Source organism: Caulobacter sp. GW821-FHT10A06, assembly GCF_059415805.1.
Genome location: NZ_JBWKNY010000002.1, coordinates 152,253 through 175,032, shown reverse-complemented (window position 1 = coordinate 175,032; position 22,780 = coordinate 152,253). Strand labels below are relative to the sequence as shown.

At 67.9% G+C, this 22,780-nt stretch carries 14 protein-coding genes; 3 read left to right on the top strand and 11 right to left on the bottom strand.

The annotated features are described in order from the left end of the window. Positions 1–13: 13 nt before the first annotated feature. On the bottom strand, positions 14–2,803 hold the full coding sequence (locus AC07NF_RS04785; RefSeq protein ID WP_494628556.1) for a TonB-dependent receptor: 2,790 nt from the start codon (positions 2,801–2,803) through the stop codon (positions 14–16). A gap of 198 nt (positions 2,804–3,001) precedes the next feature. On the opposite strand from AC07NF_RS04785, the gene AC07NF_RS04780 reads away from it, so the two are divergent. Beyond that, positions 3,002–4,081 (top strand): phytase, encoded by a 1,080-nt coding sequence (locus AC07NF_RS04780; RefSeq protein ID WP_494628558.1) that lies wholly within the window; start codon positions 3,002–3,004, stop codon positions 4,079–4,081. Here the strand turns inward: AC07NF_RS04780 and AC07NF_RS04775 are convergent. The 3 genes from AC07NF_RS04775 to AC07NF_RS04765 form a co-directional block, all read right to left on the bottom strand. Then, positions 4,078–5,442: a sulfatase family protein gene (locus AC07NF_RS04775; RefSeq protein ID WP_494628560.1), complete on the bottom strand. Its 1,365-nt coding sequence runs from the start codon at positions 5,440–5,442 to the stop codon at positions 4,078–4,080. The genes AC07NF_RS04780 and AC07NF_RS04775 overlap by 4 nt on opposite strands. Positions 5,443–5,537: 95 nt before the next feature. Further along, positions 5,538–8,213 carry a TonB-dependent receptor gene (locus tag AC07NF_RS04770; RefSeq protein ID WP_494628562.1) on the bottom strand — a complete coding sequence of 892 codons (2,676 nt, stop codon included), beginning with the start codon at positions 8,211–8,213 and terminating at the stop codon, positions 5,538–5,540. A 334-nt stretch (positions 8,214–8,547) separates the two neighbouring features. Then, a complete protein-coding gene (locus tag AC07NF_RS04765; RefSeq protein ID WP_492809752.1) occupies positions 8,548–9,576 on the bottom strand; it encodes a LacI family DNA-binding transcriptional regulator in 1,029 nt (342 codons plus the stop codon). Positions 9,577–9,621: 45 nt separating this feature from the next. Between AC07NF_RS04765 and AC07NF_RS04760 the strand changes: the two genes are divergently transcribed. Next, complete coding sequence (locus tag AC07NF_RS04760) at positions 9,622–10,617, top strand: formylglycine-generating enzyme family protein (RefSeq protein WP_494628564.1); 996 nt, start codon at positions 9,622–9,624, stop codon at positions 10,615–10,617. On the opposite strand, the gene AC07NF_RS04755 is transcribed toward AC07NF_RS04760, so the two are convergent. The 5 genes from AC07NF_RS04755 to AC07NF_RS04735 form a co-directional block, all read right to left on the bottom strand. Further along, a complete protein-coding gene (locus AC07NF_RS04755) occupies positions 10,614–11,099 on the bottom strand; it encodes a GAF domain-containing protein (protein WP_494628565.1) in 486 nt (161 codons plus the stop codon). The genes AC07NF_RS04760 and AC07NF_RS04755 overlap by 4 nt on opposite strands. A gap of 26 nt (positions 11,100–11,125) precedes the next feature. Continuing rightward, the gene (locus AC07NF_RS04750; RefSeq protein ID WP_494628566.1) at positions 11,126–16,153 is read right to left on the bottom strand and encodes a hypothetical protein; all 5,028 of its coding nucleotides are present in this window, start codon (positions 16,151–16,153) and stop codon (positions 11,126–11,128) included. Positions 16,154–16,222: 69 nt separating this feature from the next. Then, positions 16,223–17,296: a hypothetical protein gene (locus AC07NF_RS04745; protein ID WP_492809744.1), complete on the bottom strand. Its 1,074-nt coding sequence runs from the start codon at positions 17,294–17,296 to the stop codon at positions 16,223–16,225. A 32-nt stretch (positions 17,297–17,328) separates the two neighbouring features. Beyond that, positions 17,329–17,796, bottom strand: coding sequence for a hypothetical protein (locus AC07NF_RS04740; protein WP_492809742.1), 468 nt, complete (start codon positions 17,794–17,796; stop codon positions 17,329–17,331). Beyond that, complete coding sequence (locus AC07NF_RS04735) at positions 17,793–18,854, bottom strand: hypothetical protein (RefSeq protein WP_494628567.1); 1,062 nt, start codon at positions 18,852–18,854, stop codon at positions 17,793–17,795. Before AC07NF_RS04735 ends, AC07NF_RS04740 begins: the two co-directional genes overlap by 4 nt. A 400-nt stretch (positions 18,855–19,254) precedes the next feature. Here AC07NF_RS04735 and AC07NF_RS04730 point away from each other — a divergent pair, with 400 nt between their 5' ends. Then, on the top strand, positions 19,255–19,902 hold the full coding sequence (locus tag AC07NF_RS04730; protein WP_494628568.1) for a LuxR C-terminal-related transcriptional regulator: 648 nt from the start codon (positions 19,255–19,257) through the stop codon (positions 19,900–19,902). Here AC07NF_RS04730 and AC07NF_RS04725 read toward each other — a convergent pair. Both AC07NF_RS04725 and AC07NF_RS04720 read right to left on the bottom strand, forming a co-directional pair. Then, positions 19,899–21,392 (bottom strand): carboxylesterase/lipase family protein, encoded by a 1,494-nt coding sequence (locus AC07NF_RS04725; protein WP_494628569.1) that lies wholly within the window; start codon positions 21,390–21,392, stop codon positions 19,899–19,901. The two genes, AC07NF_RS04730 and AC07NF_RS04725, sit on opposite strands and share 4 nt — an antisense overlap. After that, positions 21,389–22,723, bottom strand: a complete 1,335-nt coding sequence (locus tag AC07NF_RS04720; protein ID WP_494628570.1) for a hypothetical protein — start codon at positions 22,721–22,723, stop codon at positions 21,389–21,391. The genes AC07NF_RS04725 and AC07NF_RS04720 overlap by 4 nt, the downstream gene beginning before the upstream one ends. Positions 22,724–22,780 lie beyond the last annotated feature (57 nt).

The window sequence follows — 22,780 nt, the reverse complement described above, 5'->3', positions numbered from 1 at the left end:
CAGGCTCCGGGGATCACCAGGTCTTGGAAATCGACAGGCGGAACTCGCGCCCGAACAGCTCGTAGCTCGAGATGTTGAAGCCGTCCGACTTGCGGCGGTTGATGTTGGCAGGGCTGGTCAGATTGGCCCCGGCCAGCGCCACCTGCACGCCGTTGTCGAAGGTGTAGCCGACGCGGGCGTCCACCGACTTGCGCGGGTCGCGATAGGTGTCGAGGTCGGGATTGGCGCCGAACGCGCTGCTGGTCGCCTTGCCTTGATAGGAATAGGCGACGCGGGCCTGGAAGCCCCCGCGCTCGTAATAGCCTTGCAGATTGAAGATCTTGTCGGCCTGATTGAAGAACGGCACATGGCCGTCCGGACGACCCGGCACGACGATCTCGACCTCGGAGTCGATGAACGAGGCGTTGGCGAAAACGCCCAGGCCGTCGAACGGCGCGGGCAGTGCCTTGAAGTCCTTCTGCACGCCCAACTCGATGCCGCGGATGAAGCCCGGCTTGGCGTTGGCGACCGTGCTTTCGACGTAGTTGTCGTAGGTGACGGTCTCGAACTTGTAGTTCTTGTACTCGTTGCCGATGCTGTAGACGGCGTTCTCGACGCGCTTGTGGAATGCCCCGACGCTGACCGAGCCCGAGTTGTCCGGGAAGTAGTAGGCCAGCGAGGCGTCGAAGTTCAGCGCCTTGTAGGGTTTCAGGTTCGGGTTGCCGATCTCGACCGAGGCGTTCAGTTCGACCTTGTTGTTGGTGCGGTCGTAGAACTCGCTGACCACCACCGTCGAGATGGGCGCGATGTCGGTGTAGTCGGGACGGCCGATATTGGTCGTGACCGAGGCGCGCAACTGCCAGGCCTTGGTCATGTCCCACTTCAGCACCGCAGCCGGCAGCACGTTGGTGTAGTCGTGCTGGCGCGAGATATCGATGATGTCGCTGGTCTTGAACGGCACCTCGCCGAGGCGCGAGCGGCCCGCCGGGGTGTTGGGATCGGCCGAGACCTGGGCGACGAAACCCTGGGCGAAGATGTCCGACTTGGTTTTCTCGACGCGGACGCCGGTGGTGACGCTGAAGTCCGGCGTGAAGTGCAGTTCGCCCATCACGTAGCCGGCGAAGATGTCTTCGTTCAGCTTGTAGTCGTTCTCCATCGAGTTGGCCGCCGCGCCGGCCGCGTCATAGGTGAAGTAGGTCGGGTTGGCCGCGAAGAAGGCCTCGTAGCCGAAGCGGTTCGGGGCCAGCAGCGACAGGCCCGACACGGGTTGATAGGTCTCGCCGCGGCCGTCCTCGAAACGCATGAAGAGGTTCGGGGCCGAGGCCAGCGTCGTCTTGGGCCCGGTGAACTGGTAGCGGTAGTCGGTGTCGTCCACCGACTTGTCGCGCGACAGCACCTTCAGGCCGGTGCGGAACTCCAGCTCACGGCCGCCGATGTCGCCGTCCCAGGTCAGGTCCAGATTGCCGGTATAGGTCTCTTCGACCACGGTCGAGGTGACGCCGCGCAGGCGGTACATCGTGTTGAAGGCCGGATCCAGGAAGGTCAGGCCGCCCGACAGCGCGGTGTTGTAGCCGGTCGGCCGCAGCAAGCCTTCGCTGGTGCGGGCGAAGGTGATCGCCGGGGCCTCGGTCGGCAGAGCGCCGGTCGTGTCGGTGATCGACTCGAAGTAGCGCTGATAGGGGTTCAGTTCCTTGGCGGTCGTGTAGTTCAGGTCGCCGACCAGCTTCCAGCCCTTGCCGAAGCGGCGCTCGCCGCCGACGACGAACTGCTGGACCGGACGCTCCTGGACCTCGACGCGGTTCTCCATCTGCGCGCGATAGGCGGCGAAGCCGAACTCGGTCTGCGAGGTCGGGTTCAGGATCGGGCGACGTACGGCCGGCGCGGCGACGGCGCGGCCCTGCAGGCCGCGCAGGGTGATCTGCGGGCGCGTGCGGTCGTCGTTGTACTGGGTGAAGAAGTAGCGGGCCCAGGCCTTGGTGTCGTCGTTGGGCCGATACTCGATATTGCCCGAGAAGCCGTAGCGCTCCTTCTCGCCGATGGACTGCGCATAGACGATGCTGGTCGGGAACAGGTAGTGGGCCGGATAGCCGGCGACCGCCTGCGAGCCCGACGAGGTATATTGCTGCGAGGTGTACTGCTTGAACCAGTATTCGCCACTGACGAAGACGGCGAACTCGTCATTGGCGCCGAACCGGTCGCTCATCGACAGGTTGGCCGCGTAGATCTTGCTGTCCTTGCCGAAGTCGTTGTAGCCGGCCTCGGCGCTGGCGTTGATGTAGCGGCCGGCATGATCGAAGCCCGTGGGCGTGACGATGTTGATCGTGCCGCCGATCGACTGGCCGTCCATATAGGGCAGCGTGACCTTGTGGATCTCGACGCGCGACAGGGCGCTGGCGCTCAGCACGTCCAGCGGCGCGGCGCGGCCCGACTCCCCGTCGGTGTCCGAGACGGCGATGGTCTGACCGTTCATGGTCACGTTGTTCAGGATCGGATCGGCGCCGCGGATCGAGACGTAGCGCCCCTCGCCCTGGTCGCGGATCAGATAGACCGAGGTCAGGCGACGCAGCGCCTCGGCGATGTTGGTGTCGGGCAGCTTGCCGACATCGTCCGCCGACTGCACCTCGACCAGGTTGTCGGCCGACCGCGTGATCTCGCGAGCGTTGGCCAGACCCTTGCGGAAGCTGCTGACCACCAGCGTGTCGACGGTGTTTTCAGCCGTCGCGGCCGGCGCCGCGGCGGTCTCTTCGGCCATCGTCGGCGTGCAGACGCCCAAGGCCAAAAGCGAGCAGCCGCCCAGAGCCGCGAGCTTCGAAAAATGTCTCATGATCCCCTCAATCAGCGAGAAATCGCTGCGCCGCATGGATGCGCGCTTTGGGGAAGACGCAGGCCGATCGGCCTCGTGAGTGAAGCTTTTATGAAGTTGACATCAGGCACAGAAAGCCGTGGCGCATCCGAATTTCAGCTCATATGAGGGAAAAACACACCGTCACCTTCACGACATCATGGACCATGGGGAATTACCATGCCCGCATTGCGCAAACTCGTCTCTATATCCGCCACTATTCTATGCGCATGCGCCATCAATACTGATATCGCCACCGCAAGCCCTGACAACAAACCGGCCGTCGAGACCTTCGAGATCCAGGCCGTGCGCGAGACCGTTCCGGTCGCCTCGCCCAATGACGCCGCCGATGATCCGGCGATCTGGCGTAACCCCACCGACCCGACCAAGAGCCTGATCGTCGGCACCGACAAGGAGTGGGGGCTGCACGTCTACGACCTGTCGGGCGCCCTGCTCGCCTCGGCGCCGGCCGGCCTGGTCAACAATGTTGACCTACGCACCGACGTGCTGATCAACGGCAAGCCGGGCGTGCTGGTCGCCGCCACCGACCGCAGCGAGGACCCGAACGGCAAGCTTGCCCTGTACGCCCTGGAAAGCACGCCCGTCAGCCTGCGCCACCTGGGTCATCCGCGTGTCGAGGGCGACGGAGTCGGCGACGTCTACGGCTTTTGCCTGTGGCGGCGCGCCGCCGACGAGGTGTTCGCGATCATCGCTTACAACAACGGCGACGTTCGTGAGTACGCGCTGGACCTCTCAGGCCCCTCGCCCATCGCCAAGCTAGTCCGCGACGTCCGCCTGGCCACCCAGACCGAGGGCTGCGTGGTCGATGACCGCACCGGCCTACTCTATGTCGGCGAAGAGGAACGCGGCGTCTGGCGCATGGACGCCGCGCCCGACAGCAAGGCCGCGCCGGTCATGTTCGCCGCCGTGGACGGCGTGCGGCTGATCCCCGACATCGAGGGCCTGGCCATCATGCCCGAGGGCAAGCGCGGCGGCGTGTTGATCGCTTCCAGCCAGAACGACAACGCCTATGTCGCCTACGACCTGGAGACTGGCCGCTACCTGCGTCGCTTCCGCGTGACGGGCTCGGGCTCGGTGGACGCCGTGACCGACACCGACGGCCTGGAGTTCGCCGCCGGCGACTTCGGCGCGCCGTTCCAGGACGGCCTGTTCGTCGTCCAGGATGGCGACAACAGCCCCGACAAGCAGAACTTCAAGCTGATCCCCGGCGGGGCGCTGAAGCGGCTGCTGTCGCGCTAGTCGTGCGTCGACTTGGGCGCGCTGGCCTTCTGGAAGAACGGCGGCACGCCTTTGCGGAAGCTGTCGAACTTCCCTTGCGCCTCGGCTAGCCGCTGCTTCATCTCGGCGACCACCTCCGGATGGCGCTCGGCGACGCTGTAGCTCTCGGACGGATCGGCCTCGATATCGTAAAGCTCGTCGTAGCCGCGCTTGGAGAAGTCCTGGATGCCGCCGCGCCAGTGGGCCTTGGCGACGTACTTCCAGCGCTGGGTGCGGATGCCGACGATGTCCTCGTTGTTGAACAGCAGGATGGCGTCGTGCGGCGAGGCCGCGCCCTTCAGCAGGACGTCGCTGACGTCCTTGCCGTCCAGCTCGACACCGGCCGGCGGCGCATAGCCGGCCATGGCGCAGAAGGTCGGCAGGAAGTCGATGGCCGACAGGATGGCGCTGGTCTTCTTGCCGGCCGGCACGTGGCCCGGACGCCAGGCCAGGAACGGCACGTGATAGCCGCCGTCATAGGCCGCCCCGCCCTTGCGATCGCGTAGAGGCCCAGTCGAGCCTTCGAACCACGGACCGTTGTCCGAGGTGAACAGCACCAGCGTGTCCTCGGCCAGGCCCAGGGCTTTCAGCTTGGACAGCACGCGGCCGACGATGTCGTCGATCTCGCGCACGAAGTCGCCGTACGGCCCTTGGATCGTCACCCCGTCGTAGTTTTTCGAGGGCACGGCCGGCAGGTGCGGGGCGCTGAGCGCCAGCTCCAGGAAGAACGGCCGGTCCTTGTTCTGCTCGATGAACTGCTCGGCGCGGGTCACAAACATCTGCTGCAGGTCATGCAGGTCGACGTCCTTGCCGGGCGTCGCCTCCGGCCCCTTGATGTCGAACACCTGCAGCGGCGCCATGTCGTGGCTGTAGGGGATGCCGTAGAACTGGTCGAAGCCGTGCTTGGTCGGCGGCCACCAGGGGGCGGTGTGGCCCAGGTGCCATTTGCCGACCAGGGCCGTGGCGTAGTCGGCCTTCAGCGCGTGGGCGATGGTCTTCTCTTCCAGCGGCAGGCCCCGGTCGTCGCCGATCAGGATCACCTCCCAGGCCAGGCCCGTGCGGATCGGGTAGCGCCCCGTCAGCAGGCCGGCCCGCGACGGCGTGCACATATTGGCGGCCGAGTAGTAGCTCTGGCCCGTTAGCCCCTCCTCCGCCATCCGGCTGAGCGACGGCGTCGGGATCTTGCCGCCGAACGGCTGGACGTCGCCGAAGCCTAGGTCGTCACAGAGGATGACCACGAAGTTGGGCTTACGCGCCGGTTTGCCCACCGCCACCTTCGGCAGGGCCGAGACAGCCGCCGCAACCGCGCCAGCATTGAGAAGATTACGTCGGTTCAGGGCCACGGAGGGTCTCCCGGGTGAAGGCCAAAAGGGCGCCGCGACGCTGGACGCGGGAGAGCGTTTGATCAGCGTCGCGGCGCGTGTCAGCGCGGATTCCGTCAGTAACGGAAGCGCAGGCCCGCGCTGAACAGCCGGTCGTTCTTGACGTGCGAGAGCAGGCGCTCCTTCACGGTCTGGTAGGTGTAGCCCTCGACGCCGTTCAGGTTCAGCGCCTCGAAGGTCACGGTCAGGCGCTCGTTGACGTCATAGCTGGCCGAGGCGTCCAGCTGGCCCACGGCCTTGGAGAAGATCGGCGAGCCAGCCACCGTGCCGGTCAGGAACTTGGAGCGCCAGTTGTAGGCCATGCGGGCCGAGAAGCCGTACTTCTCGTAGAAGGCCACCAGGTTGTAGCTGTTCTTCGACAGACCCTCGAGCGGCAGAGTGTCGCCCGTGAACGGGTCGGTGTTGGGGGTCGTGCTGTCGATGAAGGTGTAGTTGGCCTGGACGCCCAGACCGTCCAGCGCGCCCGGCAGCTCGGTGAAGCTGTGCTGCAGACCCAGCTCGAAGCCCTGGACCTCGCCGCTGTTGCCGTTGCGCGGACGGCTGAGACGGAAGTCGTCACGGCCCGGGAATTCCTTGTTCACGATGGTGATGTTGACGATCTCGTTGGCGATGAAGGCCGAGACGTCCTTCTTGAACACCGCGATCGACAGCAAGTCCGACGGGCGGAAGTACCACTCCAGCGAGGCGTCGTACTGGGTGGCCCGGAACGGATCCAGGGTCGGGTTGCCCGAGCTGGCGGTCTGGAAGCCGTAGTTGATGCTGGTGGCGGCCTTCAGCTGGTCGGCGGCGGCGCGGGCGATGACCTTGGCGGCGGCCAGGCGCAAAACCAGGTCGTCGGTCAGGTTCACCTTGAAGTTCGCGCTGGGCAGGACGTCCGTGTACTTGTTGGGATTGTCCTGCCAGGTCAGCGCGCCGGTCTTGTCGGGCAGGAAGGCGAACGAGTGGGAGTCCGTCTGGACCACCCGCACGCCGATGTTGCCCGACCACGGCTTGCTGGCGATATCGCCCGACAGGTTGGCCTGGACGTAGCCGCCCCAGGTCTTCTCCTGCACGTCGTAATAGGTGGTGATGTTCTTGGCGATCGGGACCGACAGGCCCCAGGCGCTCATCAGCTGATCCAGGCCCGGACCGTTGACGAAGCTGGATGCATAGCCGGCCCACCCGCGCGGCAGGTCGCCGCCCAGGCCCGACAGGAAGTCATTGCCGGTGGTCAACGTGCCGGTGAAGGCCCCGGCCATCTGCCCCTGCATCGTCGTGACCGGGGTGTTGGTGAACTTGTTCGACAGCGAGTCGTCGTTCTGCTGGGCCAGGGTGCGCTTGCCGTAGCGCACGCCGCCCTTCACCGACTCCAGGATGCCGGCGTCGAAGTCGTACTTCAGGTCGAAACGGACGGCGTCTTCGTTGTTGGCCGTGTGGCGCGACTGCGGGACGACCGTGTTGACCTTGTAGTTGGCGAGGTCATTCAGGTTGAAGCTGGGCAGCTTGACGGTCGGCAGGTCGGCGCCGCTGGCGAAGTCGTAGCTGATCGTCGTGGTGTTGTTGCCCACCAGGGTCGGATAGACCACCAGCGGCACGCGGTTGCGGCCCCGGGCGATATTGGCCTTGCCGGTCACCTGCAGGCGGTCGGACAGGTCCCACTTCACGTCCAGCTGCGAGGTGTAGTTGGTCTGGTTGGTCGGCTCGACGAAGTTGTTGGTCAGCACGTTGCCGTTGTTGACCGTTGCCGCGATCAGCGTGCCGTTCTCGTTGCGCTTGAAGGCGGTCGTGTTGGCGCGGGCCTTGTCGACGTCCAGGCGCAGCAGGCGATAGTCGTTGCGGTACTTGAAGCGGTTGTAGCTGTTGGTCCAGGTGAACTGCAGCGTCGAGGTCGGGGCCCACTGCAGGGTGCCCACCGCGCCCAGGCGCTTGCGGTCCTGGGCCTGACTGACGCTGCGCAGCTGGCGCGGACGCCAGACTTCGTCCGGGGTCAGCGGGCCGCTGGTCGCGGTCTGGGTCACGCCGTCGCCGTTGATGTCGCCCAGGCCCACGCGGTCCCAGGCCAGCACGTCGAACTCGTCCGAGCGCAGCTTGCGCTCTTCGTACGAGACGTTCAGCAACGCGCCGACACGACCGATGCTGGTGTCCCACTTGTTGGAGACCAGGCCCGACAGGCGCGGATACTTGGCGTCGCGGAAGTCGGCATAGCCGCCCTGGACGCTGCCGGTGATGGTCAGGCCGTCCAGATCCAGCGGCTTGCGGGTGACCAGGTTGATCGTGCCGCCCAGGCCGCCTTCGATCATCTCGGCGCTGGGCGACTTGAAGACCTGCAGCTGGCCGAACAGTTCCGACGGGATGCTTTCGAACGACACGGCGCGGCCGGTGCCGTTGCCAGTCAGGGTCGAGCCGTCGATCTCGAAGCGGATCTGGGTCAGGCCGCGAATGGCGACGCCAGAGCCTTCGCCGTTCGAGCGGCTGATCTGCACCCCGGTGATGCGCTGCAGGGACTCGGCGATGTTCTGGTCGGGCAGCTTGCCGATGTCCTCGGCCGAGATGGCGTCGACGATCTGGGCGGCGTCGCGCTTGACGGCCACGGCGTTGGCCAGCGACTTGCGGATGCCGCGTACCACGATCTCTTCGACCGAGGTGTTCTGGGCGGCGGCTGGCGGCGCGGCCTCCTGGGCCAGGGCCGGGCCGGCGGTCAGCAGGACGGCGGCCGAGCCGAGCAGCAGTTTGCGGATGTTCTGAGTCGTCATCTAGTTCTCCCCGATCTTGTTATTGCGGCCATCGCCTTGAGTTGGCGGCCTTACGCTTGGACACAGGTCTTCGCGCGACGAGCTCGCCTATTGGCGATCGCCTGAGCGGTCTGTTTCAGGAATGGGATTGAGGGTGAGCGCGGACCGACGGCCCGTCTCGACGCCTATGCGGCGGCTGCCTTCACCACGTCTTCTCCCTGCACCTCGTTCGTCTGTTGCGGACGAGAAAACATGACATCGATGTCAGGTCAATCGAAAACACTGACATCGTTGTCAGGTTACCGGACAGTCGCGTGGGCCGTGTCCGCCCGTACGAGCCAAAAAGGCTTATCGCTTAAGGGTTTGCCAGCGCCGCGACGCTGTCGCGTTCGACCAGACCGTGGGCCAGGCAATGACCGCCGCTGGCGGCTTCGTCGCCGGGTGGGGACAGCAGCAGGTCGACCGCCATGGCCCCCATCTCGATGACCGGCTGTCGAATCGTGGTCAGGCCCGGCGAGTAGATCTGGGCCGCCGGGGCGTCATCGAAACCCACCACCGACAGGTCGCCGGGCACGCTCAAGCCCTGCTTCGAGGCCGCCACGATGGCGCCGAAGGCCATGGCGTCATTGGCGGCGAAGATGGCGGTCGGCCGCCCCTCCCCGCTCAGCAAGGTCCGGGCGGCGTCCTGGCCCGAGGGGAACTGGAAGTTGCCGTCGACAATCCAGGCCTCGCGCGGCTCAAGACCCCGCTCAGCCAGGGCGTCGCGGAAGCCCTCGAAACGCAGCCGCGCCGAGCTGTGCGTCGCCTGGCCCCGGATGAAGCCGATGTCGGTGTGGCCCCGGTCCAGCAGATAGGTCGTCATCTCATGGGCCGCCGCACGCTCGTCGATATGGACGTAGGGCGAGCGGTCCGGATCGCGGTCCGGCGAGATCCGCACATAGGGAATGTCCAGGTCGTCCAGGACCTTGAGAACCTCGGCGTTGTCGCACAGCGGCGGGGTCAGCAGCACGCCGTCCAGGCGCAGGGCGGTGATGCTGGCGGTCAGCTCGGTCGTCCAGCTGGCCGCCTTGATGTCGACCGGCTCGACCACCAGGTGGCAGCCGCGCAGCCGCGCGCGCTTCAAGGCCCCCAGTTGGACGTCGCCGGCATAGTGCGAGCTGGGGTTATCGAGGACGAGGCCCAGCAGATACGAGCGCGAGCCCGACAGGCTGCGGGCGGCGGCGTTGGGGCGATAGTTCAGGGCCTTGATCGCGGCCAGGACCTTCTCGCGGACCTCCTCGCGCACCCAGCGTTCGCCATTGTGGACGCGGGACACCGTCTTGGGCGAGACGCCGGCATACTCCGCCACGTCCTTGATGCTGGCCCCTTTGGTCCGTTCCGTCACACGCCTGCTCTCAAACCCTTTGGCCCGAAGGCCCCCGCGCCTGCAATGTCACGAGACGACATCGAGGGCATTATTGACATCGATGTCAGTGACCTGAATATCCGCGCCATGCAAGCCGCCCCGCACAACGACGATCATCCCGGAATGCGGCTGCTGCGTGGCCGCGCCTTCGCGATGGGCTCGGACGACTTCTATGCGGACGAGAAACCCGTGCGGCGCGTGACCGTCGGCGATGTCCTGATGGACGCGACGCCGGTCACCAACGCCCAATTCGCCGCCTTCGTCGCCGCCACCGGCCATGTCACCCAAGCCGAGATCGCGCCGGACCCGCGCGACTATCCCGGAATGCATCCGGACGACGCCGTCGCCGGCTCGATCGTCTTCGTGCCACCACCTGCTCCGGTCGAGGTTCCTGGCCCGCCGGTCTGGTGGCAGTTCGTCCACGGCGCCGACTGGTGTCGCCCGCTCGGTCCGGGCAGCGACCTGACCGGCCTGGAGGATCACCCCGTCGTCCATGTCGGCATCGAGGACGCCCAGGCCTACGCCGCCTGGGCCGGCAAGGCCCTGCCGACCGAGGCCGAGTGGGAATACGCCGCGCGCGGCGGCCTGGACGGCGCGACCTATGCCTGGGGCGAAGACCTGGAGCCCGGCGGCCAGCAGATGGCCAAGATCTGGGCCGGCGACTTCCCACACCGAAACCTGGCCCCGCACGGCCTGGAGCGCACCGCGCCGGTGGGGTCCTACCCCGCCAACGGCCACGGCCTGTTCGACATGATCGGCAATGTCTGGGAGTGGACGGCCGACTGGTACGCCGCCACCCCGCCAGCCGCCGGCTGTTGCGGAACGCCGCCCAAGGTCTCGCCGGAAGACAGCCTAGACGCCGCCTCCCCCACGCCCTGGACGCCGCGCCGGGTGATCAAGGGCGGCTCGCACCTGTGCGCGCCCAGCTATTGCCAACGCTACCGCCCGGCCGCGCGCTTCGCCCAGCCGATCGACACCACGACCTCACACCTGGGCTTTCGCTGCGTGGTCCGGCTCTAGCTCGAGAGACGCGCCGAGACCGCGTCGGCCAAGGACGACAGCGTCGCCGACAGGATCTGGTCGAACGGCCGGGGCTGCAGATCGACGACACAGACCGTGCCTAGCAGCCATCCGTCGGCGTCGCGAACGGGCGCGCCGGCGTAGAAGCGGACATGCGGCGCGCCGGTCACGAACGGGTTGTCGAACACCCGCGGATCGTCACGCGTGTCCTCGATCCACAGCAGGCTGCGGTACTCCAGGCAGTGGCTGCAGAACGAGACCGCGCGCGGCGTCTCGGCGATATCGACGCCTGCCCGTCCTTTGTAGAACTGGCGATCCTGCCCGACGAAGGTGACCATGCCGGCCGTGGCCCCGAACAGGGTCTTGGCCGCTTCGGCGATGCGGTCGAACTCGGGATCACGCGCGGTATCAAGCACCGAGCTGCGGACCAGGGCCGCCAGCCGCAGCAGTTCCTCATGGTCGGTCTGGGTCAGCATTTTCATGGGCGTTTCCTCTTGTTGTTGTTGGCTCACCGGCGCGCCCTCAGCAGGTCGCCGAAGGTGTTCTGGTCGAACTTCACCCGCGCCGTGACGTAGAAGCCCTGGCGGCTGTAGCCGGCCGAGGCGAAGTCCGGATCGTGGTAGCCGACGGCGTTCCAGCCGATGCTCATCCAGGTGTTCTCGGCGGGCGAGATCCCGACCGACGGGCCGATGGCGTAGGCCGTGCCGCCGTTCTTGCCGGCGTGGCGCAGCGACAGGTTCACGCCCAGGTCGATCTTGCGGGTCAGGTCGAAGCGCGCTTCGGCGCCGATCACCTGCACGACGTTCGTCCGCGCCTCGCCCTCGAAGCGGCTGCGCACCAGCTTGGCGCCGTGATAGAGGCTGGCCTGCACCGCGCCCGGCGTGTGGTCGCCGCGATCGCTGTCGAAATTGACCGCCAGGTTGTTGATCAGCTTGCCGGTGACGCCGGCGCCGCGGGCGGTGGCGCCGTAGCCGGCGGTCCCCTGCCCCTGGACGATGCCCTGGGCCTCCTCTCGGCGGACCTCCAGCTTGTCCAGCACCGACCAGCGGCTGTCCAGCGGACGCCAAGCCAATGAGCCGGCGACCTCGGCCCCGCGCGAAATGGCGCCGTCCGCGGCCTTGGTCTCGTCGGCGCGGACAGTCACGGCGGCGGTGACGCCTTCACGCAGCTGGCGCAGATAGGCGCCGCGCACGGCCCAGCTGTCGGTCTTGTCGCCGCGCCGCGCCTCGACGCGGCCGTTCCAGCTCCAGCCGTCGGCGCGATAGGCCGCGCCCAGGCTGACGGCGGTGTAGTCCTCGGTCGCCAGGGCGGCGCCGGTCGCTTTCGTGGCGACGGTGTTCGGATCCGGCGCCTTGCCCGCCAGGGTGCTGGCGGAGTCGATCGAGGCGTCCAGGGTCCAGCCGCCCTTCAGCTGGACGCTCTGGGCCAGGCCCAACTGGGCGAAGGTGCGCGGACCGAAGGCCGACAGATCCTGGCGGTTCAGGGCGCTGGTCAGACGCGCGCCCTTCCACGGCGAGACCTCGACGCCACCGCCGGTCACGGCCGCCTTGTAGTCCGTGCCCTTGATGATCTCGCGGCTGGCCAGGATGCGGATGCGCTCGCTGACCACATAGGTCGCGCCCAGCCGGCGACGGACCGGGAAGTCCAGGCTCTCGGCGTCGCCCAGGGCGAAGTCCGACGACGCCGTCAGCTGCAGGCGGCGGTTCAGGAATTCGCGGCCGGCGGTCAGGGTCAGCAGGTCCGAACGAACCGCCTCGCCCTTCTCAGGGGTGTCGTGCGCCGACTTCACGCCCGCGCCGATGCGCAGGGCGTTCAACTGATAGTCCAGGCGGGCGTCGACCACCTCACGGACGTCGCCGCTGTCCAGATAGGTCTCGTGATAGGCCGAGACGTTCAGCGACAGGCGCTGGGTCAGGCGCGCCTTGCCGTCGACGCCGACCTTGCGCGCGCCCAGCTCGGCCAGGTTCTGCTGGCCCAGGCCAAAGGCCTTGTCGGCCTGGCGGGCATAACCCAGCACGTCGAAGCGGGCCGAGTGATGCTCGACCTCGGCGATCCAGGCCTCCTGGCGGCCGGTCTGCACCGACTGGCTGGTGGCGGCTTCCAGGCGCACCTCGGTGTCGGCGCGGGGACGCAGGGTCAGGTCGGCGGCGACCAGATCGGTGTCGCTCTGCGCCGCGCCGGGACGGCCGTGCAGGTAGGTGACGCCGGCGCGGGCCTTGCCCTTCAGGAGGTCGGCCGCGACGCGCGCGCCGATCTCGGTGTTCTTCTCGCCGCTGCCCAGGATCTCGTAGTTGGCGACGATGACGTTCGGGTTCAGGTCGGCGTCGCGGCTGGCGATCGGATCGCGGAAGGTCAGCGCGCCGGTCGTGTAGTCGATGTCGTAGTCGACATAGCGCGTCATGGCGCGGGCGCTCAGCACACGCTCGGCCCGCAGGCGGTCGCGGGTCTCGATCGTCACGGTCTCGGTGTTGGGCACGATGTCCCGGCGCGACAGCTGGTACAGGCTGGCCAGGCCCGAGCCCGGTAGTTCGTCGCGCACGTGGTCCTGCTCGGTGTCGGCCACGAAGCCCGAGACGCTGACCACCTTGCCCTGGCGCTCGAACTTCAGGCCGTTCAGCGTGCGGTCCGAGCGGCCCAGGCGCGTGGCGTCGAAGCCCGTCTGGAAGTCGCCGAACAGGGCGTAGAACGCCTTGCGCTCCAGGCGGACATACAGCTTGCGCTGGCTGGCGGCGTCATAGGCCTGGCCCGAGCCGTCGCCATAGACGGTGTAGTATCGGTCCGGGTCGATGCCATAGGTCAGGCCGCGCTCGGGATCGGGCGAACTCTTGCTGTCATAGGCCATGGTCAGCAGCCACGACCCCTTCACGCGGCCCTTGGCGTAGAAGGCCAGCTGGCCGTCGACCATGGTGCTGTCGCGGTCCTTGCGGGCCAGAGGTGCGGCGTGGCGCGACAGGGTGTTGTAGCCCGCCGTGCCGGCCGCGAAGCCGACGACGATCCAGTCCTGACGGGCGGCGCTGAGCCAGGCGCGGACTTCGCTCGGCGCGGCCTGGTCCAGGCCCGGCAGCTTGAAGCGCAGCACGGCCGAACCGGCCTTGGTGGTCGGGGCCAGGGCGATCAGGGCGACTCCGTCCTGACCGGTGACCCGCCAAGTCGAGTTCCGTCCGGTTTCGCCCGCAAGACGTTGATCCGACTGGGGATCGGGCGCGATCGCATAGGGCTCGGCGACTTCGACGGTCCCCATCGTGCCGGGGCGCACCGGGTGGCCGAAGCGGTCGGTGAAACGCACGGCCACGACCGGACCGTCCAGGCCGTCGGCGGTCAGGCGCGAGGCTTCCGCGACCAGGGCCGCCTTGGCCGGCGTGTTGGCGTAGGCGACCTCGCGCTTGACCTCGGCGATCACGTCGCCACGGCCGTTGGTGATGGTCGCGACCAGCAGGTTGGAGCCCTCGACCAGCGGCACGCCGCGCCACATCGAGACGGCCATGGAGCCATCGGCGCTGGTCTCGACGCCATCGCGCGCCAGCGGGTCGACCGGCGCGCCGTTGATGGTCAGGGCGACACGCGCGCCCGGCCCGTGCTTGACCACCACGCGGATGGCCGGCGCGACGGGATTGTGGCCTTCGGTCGGGAACACGAAGCCTTCCCCCAGCTCCTGGCCGGCGAACCAGTCGATCGTGCCCGGCGCGGCGTCCTCGGGCGGCGGCTCAACGGCGGCCGGCGCCGATTGGGCCCCAGCCACGCGGCGCAGGCGAAATTCGAGGCGTTGCAGCGCGCCTTCGCGGATCTCCACGAACTGCGAGAAGGCCCGCCCGGCGATGCGGGTGTCGCGGCCGCAGGCGACGGCCTCCAGGCCTGCCGGCAGGGCGCCGGCGTCCAGCTGCACGACGTGCACGCCCGGCTTGACGCCCTCGAAGTGAAATAGGCCGTCGCGGTCCGAGACGACGTAGGTCCCGTCCTCCATCACCAGGCGCACGCCCGGCACGCCGATACGGCCGTCCTCGCGTCGCTTGGCGCAGGCGCCCTCGGTGACGCGACCCACGATCGTACCGGCGTCGGCCATCATCGGCGGCGCCACGCGCACCCTGGCCTCGGCCTCGCCGCTGTTGGCGCCCAGCGCTCCGGTGGCGATGGCGCGATTGACCGCGACCCCGACGGGGGCGTCCGGGCCGATGGCGACGACATAGGTGATCCTGGTCGCCTCCGCCGGGCCCATCGTGCCCAGGCCATAGGTCAGAGTCCGCCCGTCCGGACTGATCACAGGGTCTGGAATGGGCGCGCCATCACGATGCGACGAATTCGTCACATATCGGAATCCACGCGGCAGACTGTCCTTGGCCTCGACCATATTGATCGTTCGCGCCGAGCCCAGGTTGCGGATCGACAGGCTGTAGCCAACCAGGTCGCCGAACGTGCCCTTCTGGATCGAGGCGGACTTCTCCAGCGACAGGCCCTGGACGAAACGGCGCGCGACGACGGGCAGCTTGCCGCTGTCCAGGGGGATGTCGACCTGCAGGGGGTCCACCTGAACGAGGTCGAACGCCGCGCCCCATGAGGCCGGCGAGATCTTGAACGCGTCCCCGTCCGGGGCCGTCAATTTGGCCAAGGCCTTCTCGGTGGCCGAGGATGGGGCGGAATAGCCGTCGGGCGGCTCGACGAACAGCGCGTACCGCCCCGAGGCCGTCAGTGGGAAACGGTATTCGCCTGGCGCGAACTGATAGACCGCCCCGCCGCTGTCGACGACGTCGCGGCCGCTGATCACGGTGGAGGGATAGACGCTGACGCCGTCGTCGCCGAACACCTTGGCGGGCGCGCCGGTCGTCTGGTCGACCAGGGTCACGCGGGCGCCGTCGATCGCCTTGCCGGTGCGGGAGTCGAAGACGTAGCCGTAGGGGTCGATCAGCGCCGAGGCGGTCGCCGACGTGCCGTCGTAGAAGTCGGCCACGGTGACGTCGAGCGCGTTGCCGCGTGGGGCCGAGATCTGGCAGTCGAAGCTGGTCGGCGTGCTGTCGGTGACGGGGATGTAGCCCAGGAACCGGCCGGTGTCGGGACCTGTCTCCCAGACCTTGATCGTCTCCTTGTCGCCCAGCGAGGTCTTGATGGTGATCGCCATCTGGTCGCGCGTCGCCGCATCGCGGTTGGCGTCGGGCGCGGAGATGAAGATGAAGACCGGCTCGCCGGCGTGGAACGAGGTCGCCGTGCGCAGCTTGACCGCCGTGGGGTCGAAGCCTGCGCCGCTCGAGGTGTCGGGGGAGACGTAACCCCTGCCCTCGATCAGGCATTGGGTGGTGCTGACGTCGCGTGGCGTGCCCTCGGCCCCGACGGCCATGCGCAGCAGCTTGATCGCCGGCGCCTTGCTGGCCGTGACGGTCAGGGTGGTGGTGTTGGAATTGACGCCCGTCGTCGCCGTCCCGCTGGCGTAGCTCAGTCGCGCGGTGTTGGAGATGACGGTCGTCTGCCGCGCATGCGCCGGCGCGCAGAGCCCGGCGGCGATCGCCAGACCTGTCAGCGCGAGTTTGATGCGGGCGAAAAGCTTCATGCGAGCGTGAGGGGCCGTTCCGGGCGGCGCGAAGGCCGCCCGGTCGAACCGTCTCTTTCTTGGCGAGCGCTAGTTCAGCGTGACGCGGAAGCGCGTCGTCACGATCGCGCCGACCGAGATGCTGGCGATCGAGGTGGCGATGCGCGTGCCGTTGAACACGTTGCCGTCCGTGGCTTGGGCCCCGTCCGCGACGCAGACGCCGAGGGCGAAACTGCCGCCGACATAGGTGCTGCTGGCGACGTAGGTCGTGTTGGCCGGGATGTTGTCGGTGACGCCGACGCTGGTCAGCGCGTTGGCGCCGATGTTCTTGACCGCGATGCAGTACTCGACGACCGCGCCCGGGATGGCCTTGGGCAGCAGGTTGCCGTTCATCGGGTCGCTGATCAGCGTAGCGTACTTGGTCACCTCGGCCGTCGCGGCGGCGATGGCGTATTCGTCGCCGGCGCTGAAACGACCGTCGCGCAGGAGGTCGGCATAACCGACGCCGTCGGCGAAGACGGTGTCGACCTGGTTCGGGTCATCGCCCAGAATGGTCTGGACCAGGTCCGCGCCCAACGACGTGGCGGTCCCGCCCGTGGCGACCACGGCGGTCAGCTGGACGCCGGAAATGCCGCTGGCCGGACCCGAGGCCGGGATGTCGGCGACAACGAAGACGGTCTTGGTCTGGTCCGGCGCCAGTTCGTCGATATAGGTCGCCGTGTCAGTGCCGGCTTCGTATGTGCCGTTGCCGTTCACGTCGACGAAGACCCGGATGTTGGTGACGCCGAAGTTGTCGGTGTGACCCAGCTGGGTGGTGCCGCCCAGGCCGATGTTCGTGGCGAACAGGCGGAAGTCCTGGGTCGCGTTGGTCGTGTTGGTCACGGTGAAGGTGGTGACCTGGTTGGTCTGGCCGAACGCGACGGAGGTCGCCGTACCGCCGACCTCGGCGACCATCACATTGGCCTTCCGGTCGACCACGAAGGTCGAGTTGTTCGACGACACCGGCGTCTGGCTGACGCCGTTCACCGAGTACGAGACCGAGGCGGTGTTGTTGATGCTGACGCCGGCCTGGGTGCCGGTCGCCGCCAGGGCGGCCTGGCTCCACAGGCCAGCCGCGATCGCGGACGCGCCTGCCAGCCAGAATTTACGGCATGAGTTCTTCACGAGGGTTTTCCTTTTCAAACGGGGCTGGCGCGTCACTTCAGGCGCGCGCGGAACGACAGGCGGACCTCGCCGCCCGCCGGGACGGGTTGAGCGAGGGTCCAGCGAAGGGTGGTGACGTCAGCGGCGACGGCCTTGGCCGCGACGCCGGCGGTGGTCTTGGTCAGCGAAGCCAGAGGGCCGAAGGTCTGGCCGTCGATGGAAACCAGCGGCGGCTGCGTGTCCGCCGGACCGGCATAGACCAGGTTCTGGGCCAGCGGATTGGTCACGACCACGCCCTCGGCCGGCTTGTCGCCGCCGTTGTGATAGGTCAGGACGTAGACGACCTGCTCGCCCGGCGTGACGCGCGCGGCGGGCTTCAGGGCCATGGTCGCGCGGCCGTCGGGACCACGGGTCTCGACTTCCTTGAACACGGCCGAGGTCAGGGTGGCCTCGGCGGCCCGCGCGGGGGCGTGGGCCAGCAGGCCCGCGGCCGCCAGGGCCAGCAAAAGGGTCTTGGTCATTGAGAGCTCCCGAGGGGGTCGATACGAACTTTGAAAGTGACGGTGCGGCTGGTCTTGGCCTCGACATCGCCCAGGGCGACCTCGACGCCGCCGGCGGCGAAGCGGCCCGCGTCGCCGTCCTCGGCGTCGGTCAGGGCCGCGCCATCGACGGTCAGGCTGCCGGGCACGTAGGTCGAGCCGGCCGGAATGGCGTCGGAGATCTTCACCTGGCGGGCGTTGGCGCCGACGCCGAAGCGGGCTTCCAGGCTGTAGGTGACGATCGAGCCCGGCGCGGCGCGCGACCCGCCGGCGGCGTCGACGACCGACTGGGTCTTGATCAGCTGGGCGTTGACCTGGCCGACCCGGTAGGTGGCGAAGGTGGTGGGACCATCGCCCGCGCCGCCGCCCGTACCGCCGTTGCCGCCCGGATTGCCGCGCAGGCCCGGCCCCATCACGACATAGACGCCGCCGTTGCCGGCCGTGGCCATGACCGTAGCGGTCGCGCCGTTGCGCAGCACAGAGGGCCACGCGCGCAGCATCACGCGCGCCCAGGCGCCATTGAGCGCATTCGGAATGCTGCACGACACCCAAGCCACCACGGCCTGGCCCGGGGCCAGCACCGGGGTGACGTTCGACATCTTGTCGCGGGTCACGTCGAGATGACCGTCGCCGTCCCAGTCCACCCAGATGCTGCAGCTTTGCGGGTCGAAGTCGCCGTCCATCACCGCCAGCGACAGGTCGAAGGCCTGATGGCCGTTGCCCAGGTTGCGGATCCGGAACGCCAGGCGCTGGTTTTGGGAGTCAGCCTCGACCTCGACCTCGGGCGTCAGGACCTCGATCGAGACGTCGATGATCTCCTGCACCTGTAAGGAGACCTTGTTCGAAGACAGGGTGACGGGGCCGGCCGTGTCGGTGAAGCCCAGCGCCGCGACGTTGTCGATCATCGTGCCCGACGGCGTCATCGTCTGCGCGTGGGTCAGGGTCGGGATCGCCGCCAGACCGGCCGACACCAGCGCGCACGCGACCGCGCCGCTCAAGGCGGTGCGTCGGCTGGCGAAAAGGCGGTGAAGGCGGAACATGTGGTCGTGGGGCCGTGGGATGAAAAGCAGACCCCCACACCGCGCTCAGACGGCTAATCAGACCTTACCAATCGGGAACAAACGGCCAACCCTTAGACTATCGTCTAGTGCGAGCCGATGCTTTTCACTCGCCCCAAAATGCGTATCGCTTTCTTTGATCTTGGACTCCGCCACAACCCTGCGACGTCCTGCCGCAATCGTTTGTCAAAAGACCTTCCGTGCGAACAGTCACGCTCAAGATCTTGAAAAATCGCGCAATCCCTTATCGAGCGCGGGTTTGCGAGCTTGTTGCAGAGCTTGGATCATCGAACGCCGTCGCGCGGATGCGACACTTGGCGCGAGGACACGGATGCGTTGCGTCTGCATGCTCGTATCACTTGATACGATTCAGGAGCCACGCGTGAAGCGGGTCCTACTGATAGACAGCCATCCGCTGATGCTGGAGGCCCTTCGAAGGGTCGCCCTGACGGTCTGGCCCAAGGTCCACACCATCGAGGTTGGCGACATTTCCGCCCTCGACGGCGCCTGCCGTTTTGGCGCGACCATCGACCTGGTGATCATGGATCCGTGCCTGGCCGAGACCCACGGCCTGTCGGCCTTGGTCAGCGTCCAGCAGCGCCTGTCCCACGCCCCGATCATCGTGTTCGCCTCGCGCGACGACGACCAGATCGTCAGCCACAGCAACGCCCTCGGCGCGGCCGCCTACCTGCACAAGTCCGCCGGCATGGCCGAGCTGGCCGACTGCTTGACGAAAGTCGCGGCTGGCGCGCGTATCTTCCCCAGGCTGAACGGCTCAAACCTGGCCCACCACGACCTGGCGGCCATGCGCAAGCGGTTGGAGGGCCTGACCTCGACCCAGCTGAAGGTGCTGCTGAACATCGCCGACGGCCGCCTGAACAAGCAGGTCGCCGCCGAACTTCACGTCACCGAGGCGGCGATCAAGGCCCACCTGACGGCCATCTTCCGCAAGCTGGGCGTCCATAACCGCACCCAGGCCATGCTGGCCTTGCAGCCGTTGCTGGCCGCCGGTCTCAACGCGGCCGCCTAGCCGCGGGACATGATCCAGGGCTGCTCCGACCACAGCGCGCAACGGTGCTGACGGGCGAAGGCCTGGCTGGTCATCGCCGCGTCCTTGGCGCCGGGCCTCAGGGCCAGCAGTCGGCCGCCCTTCGGCTGCATCCGAGGCCAGCCACCGCCGGGGGCGCCGTCGCGCACGAAGGCGCTCCAGTAGGCGATCATGCGGTCCGACAGCTGGCGCTGTTCCGGTGTCAGCCGCGCCGCGCGACCCGCGAAGACACCGCCGGGCCAGAGATAGGTCAGTTCGGCGCTGTGGGCGGCTCCGAAGCGGTAGCCGTCGGCGCGGATGTCGAACGGCGGGTCTGGATCCTCGAACTGGTAGTAGTAGACGGCCGTGGCCTTCGACATCGCCTCGGCGACGGCCAGGCTGGTGCAGCCGCCAAAGCCGCGCATGCCGCTGTCGGTCATCACCGCGCTGACGGCGTAGGCTGCTTCCAGACCGGGCTTATCCACCGGATAGGCCTGTTCGATCCGACGGGCGAAGGCCTCCGGGACCAGCTTGCGCAGCCAGGCGCCATAGGCGGCCTTGTCGAAGCCCAGATAGGCCGGGCCGGCGATACGCCCCTCCTCGCGATTGGCGCCGATCAGCACCGGCACGGGGTTCCAGTCGCCGCGCGCGATCCGGTCGAAGGCCGTGACCTCGACCACTGGGGCCGAGAAGCCGCCGATATCGACGATCCGCCCGGCCGGCACGGCGCGAAGGCAGACAGCGTCCACGCAGCCGGCGCGAACCATGACGCCCTCCCCGCGCGCCAGGCTGGCGGCCGGCAGGTCGACATCGTGCAGACAGTCGTCGCTGGAGATGATCGCGGCGCGGAACAGACCCTTGGCGCTGGCTGAGGTCAGCAACGGGCACAGCACCGTGCCGCCGGCGGACTCGCCGCCGATGGTGACCTTGGCCGGATCACCGCCGAACGCGCCGATGTTCCGCGCCGTCCAGCGCAGAGCGGCCTCGACATCCTGGAGGGCGTAGTTCCCCTGCCCAAAGCTCGGATGGTTGAGGAAGCCCAGCGCGCCGAGACGGTAGTTGATCGTCACCACCACGATGTCACCGCGCCCAGCCAGGGCCGCGCCGTCATGGTCGATCCCCGCCCCGTTCGTCGCTCCGCCGCCGTGGACGTACAGGAACACCGCGCGCGGCCGCTTGGCCGGCGTCACGGGGCGGTAGATATTCAGGACCAGGCAGTCCTCGACCTCGGATCGCGGGGTGTCGGCGGTCGCCGTTTGGGGGCAGCGCACGTATGCGACGTTTTCGTCGCGTTCTCCTTTCCAGGCCTTCGCAGGCTGTGGCGCGGCCCAACGCAGAGCCCCGACCGGCGGCGCGGCATAGGGCACGTTCAGGAACTGCTCGACGCCTTCGCGGACCATGCCCCGCAAGGCGCCGGTCTCGATTGTCGCGGTCGGCTGGGCCAGCGCGGGGCCGGCCAGCAGCGCCAGAACCGCGACGAGGCGGGCGATCATTTCAGGCCGGGCTTCTTGCGCGGATAGCTGCGGGTCGACAGCGCCGGAACCTTGTAGTCGACCTGGAAGTGGCAGGCCTCGCCATAGGTCTTCACCGCCTCGGCGCAGCCGGCGGCCAGGGTCGCGGGGCTGGGCTTGGTCCCCTGCCCGATCCAGGCGTCCATGGCCCGCAGCAGGGCGGCGTATTCCGGCGTGGCCAGCTTGGAGTGCTCGTGCTCGTCGGTGAATGACTGGACCAGCAGATCGCTCTTGCCGGCCTTGGCGACGGTGTCGTGGAACACCTGCTCCAACTCGACGAAGGCGGTCGGGTCGTCGATGGCGTGCATGGTCAGGGTCGGGACCAAGAGCTTGCCGGTCAGGTCGCTGTCGTCGGCCAAGCCGCGCACGCCCTCGGGATCGGCCTTGAAGCGTGGCACGCCCTTGTTCAGCGCCTTGTCATCGTCAGAGCCATTGTAGACCACGCCGACGTTCGTGAAGGGGTTCTTGCCGCCCAGGCGCTTGTTGACCATGTCGGCGAAGGTGAAGGTCGACCAGGACAGGTGGCTGTCCAGGGTGCGCTCGGGGATGCGGGTCACCGCCAGGATGTTCTTCAGATTGCGCTGCTGCTGAGCGGTGCGCTCGCCGGCGGGGCGGTTGACGCCCGTGCAGGCGTCCAGGCGCTCGTCCAGCTGCTTGTTGGTCAGCTTGGAGCCGACCGGCTGGCCCTGCCCCAGCGGGTACTGGACCTCGTCCTTGGCCGGGTGGTTGCCGCAATAGAACTGGTAGACCGCTCGCAGGTCGGCGCGGAAGTCGTAGGCCCGCGTGCCGCCCGAGACGACGCCGCTGGTCAGGATGACGCCGTCATAGATCAGCTTGCCGTCGGCGTCCTTGCCGTACAGCTCGGCGGTCTTGGCCGCGACATTGCCGCCCCACGACTGACCGTGCAGGATCGTGCGCTTGGGCCGCCCGTAGGTCGCCCAGAAGAGCTTGCGCAGGTTGTCGCTGTCCTCGGCGGCCGAGCGGACGCCATAGCCTTCGCGACGATAGTTCGAGCCGGCCCAGGCATAACCCTCGGCCACGGTGACGGCGAAGCGTTGCAGGTCTTCGATGGCATCGTCGGGCTTGGGCGTCTTCAGGCGCGGGCCGCCGTGGGTGTGCAGCACCAGCGTGCCGTTCCAGGCCTTGGGAATGGCGATCCAGTAGTAGGCGCCGTTCTGGTCCTGGCCGGCCAGGCACTTGGTCTCGGCGGGCAGCCCCTCCGGACAGGTCTTCTCCTTGGGCGCTTCCGCATGGGCGACGGACGCGGCCAGGGCCAGGCCTAGACCCAGGATGGCGGAGGAAAGCTTCTTCACCAGAGACCTCATCACGCGAAGCAAGGAAGGGCCGGCCACTCCGGGGAGGATGGAGCG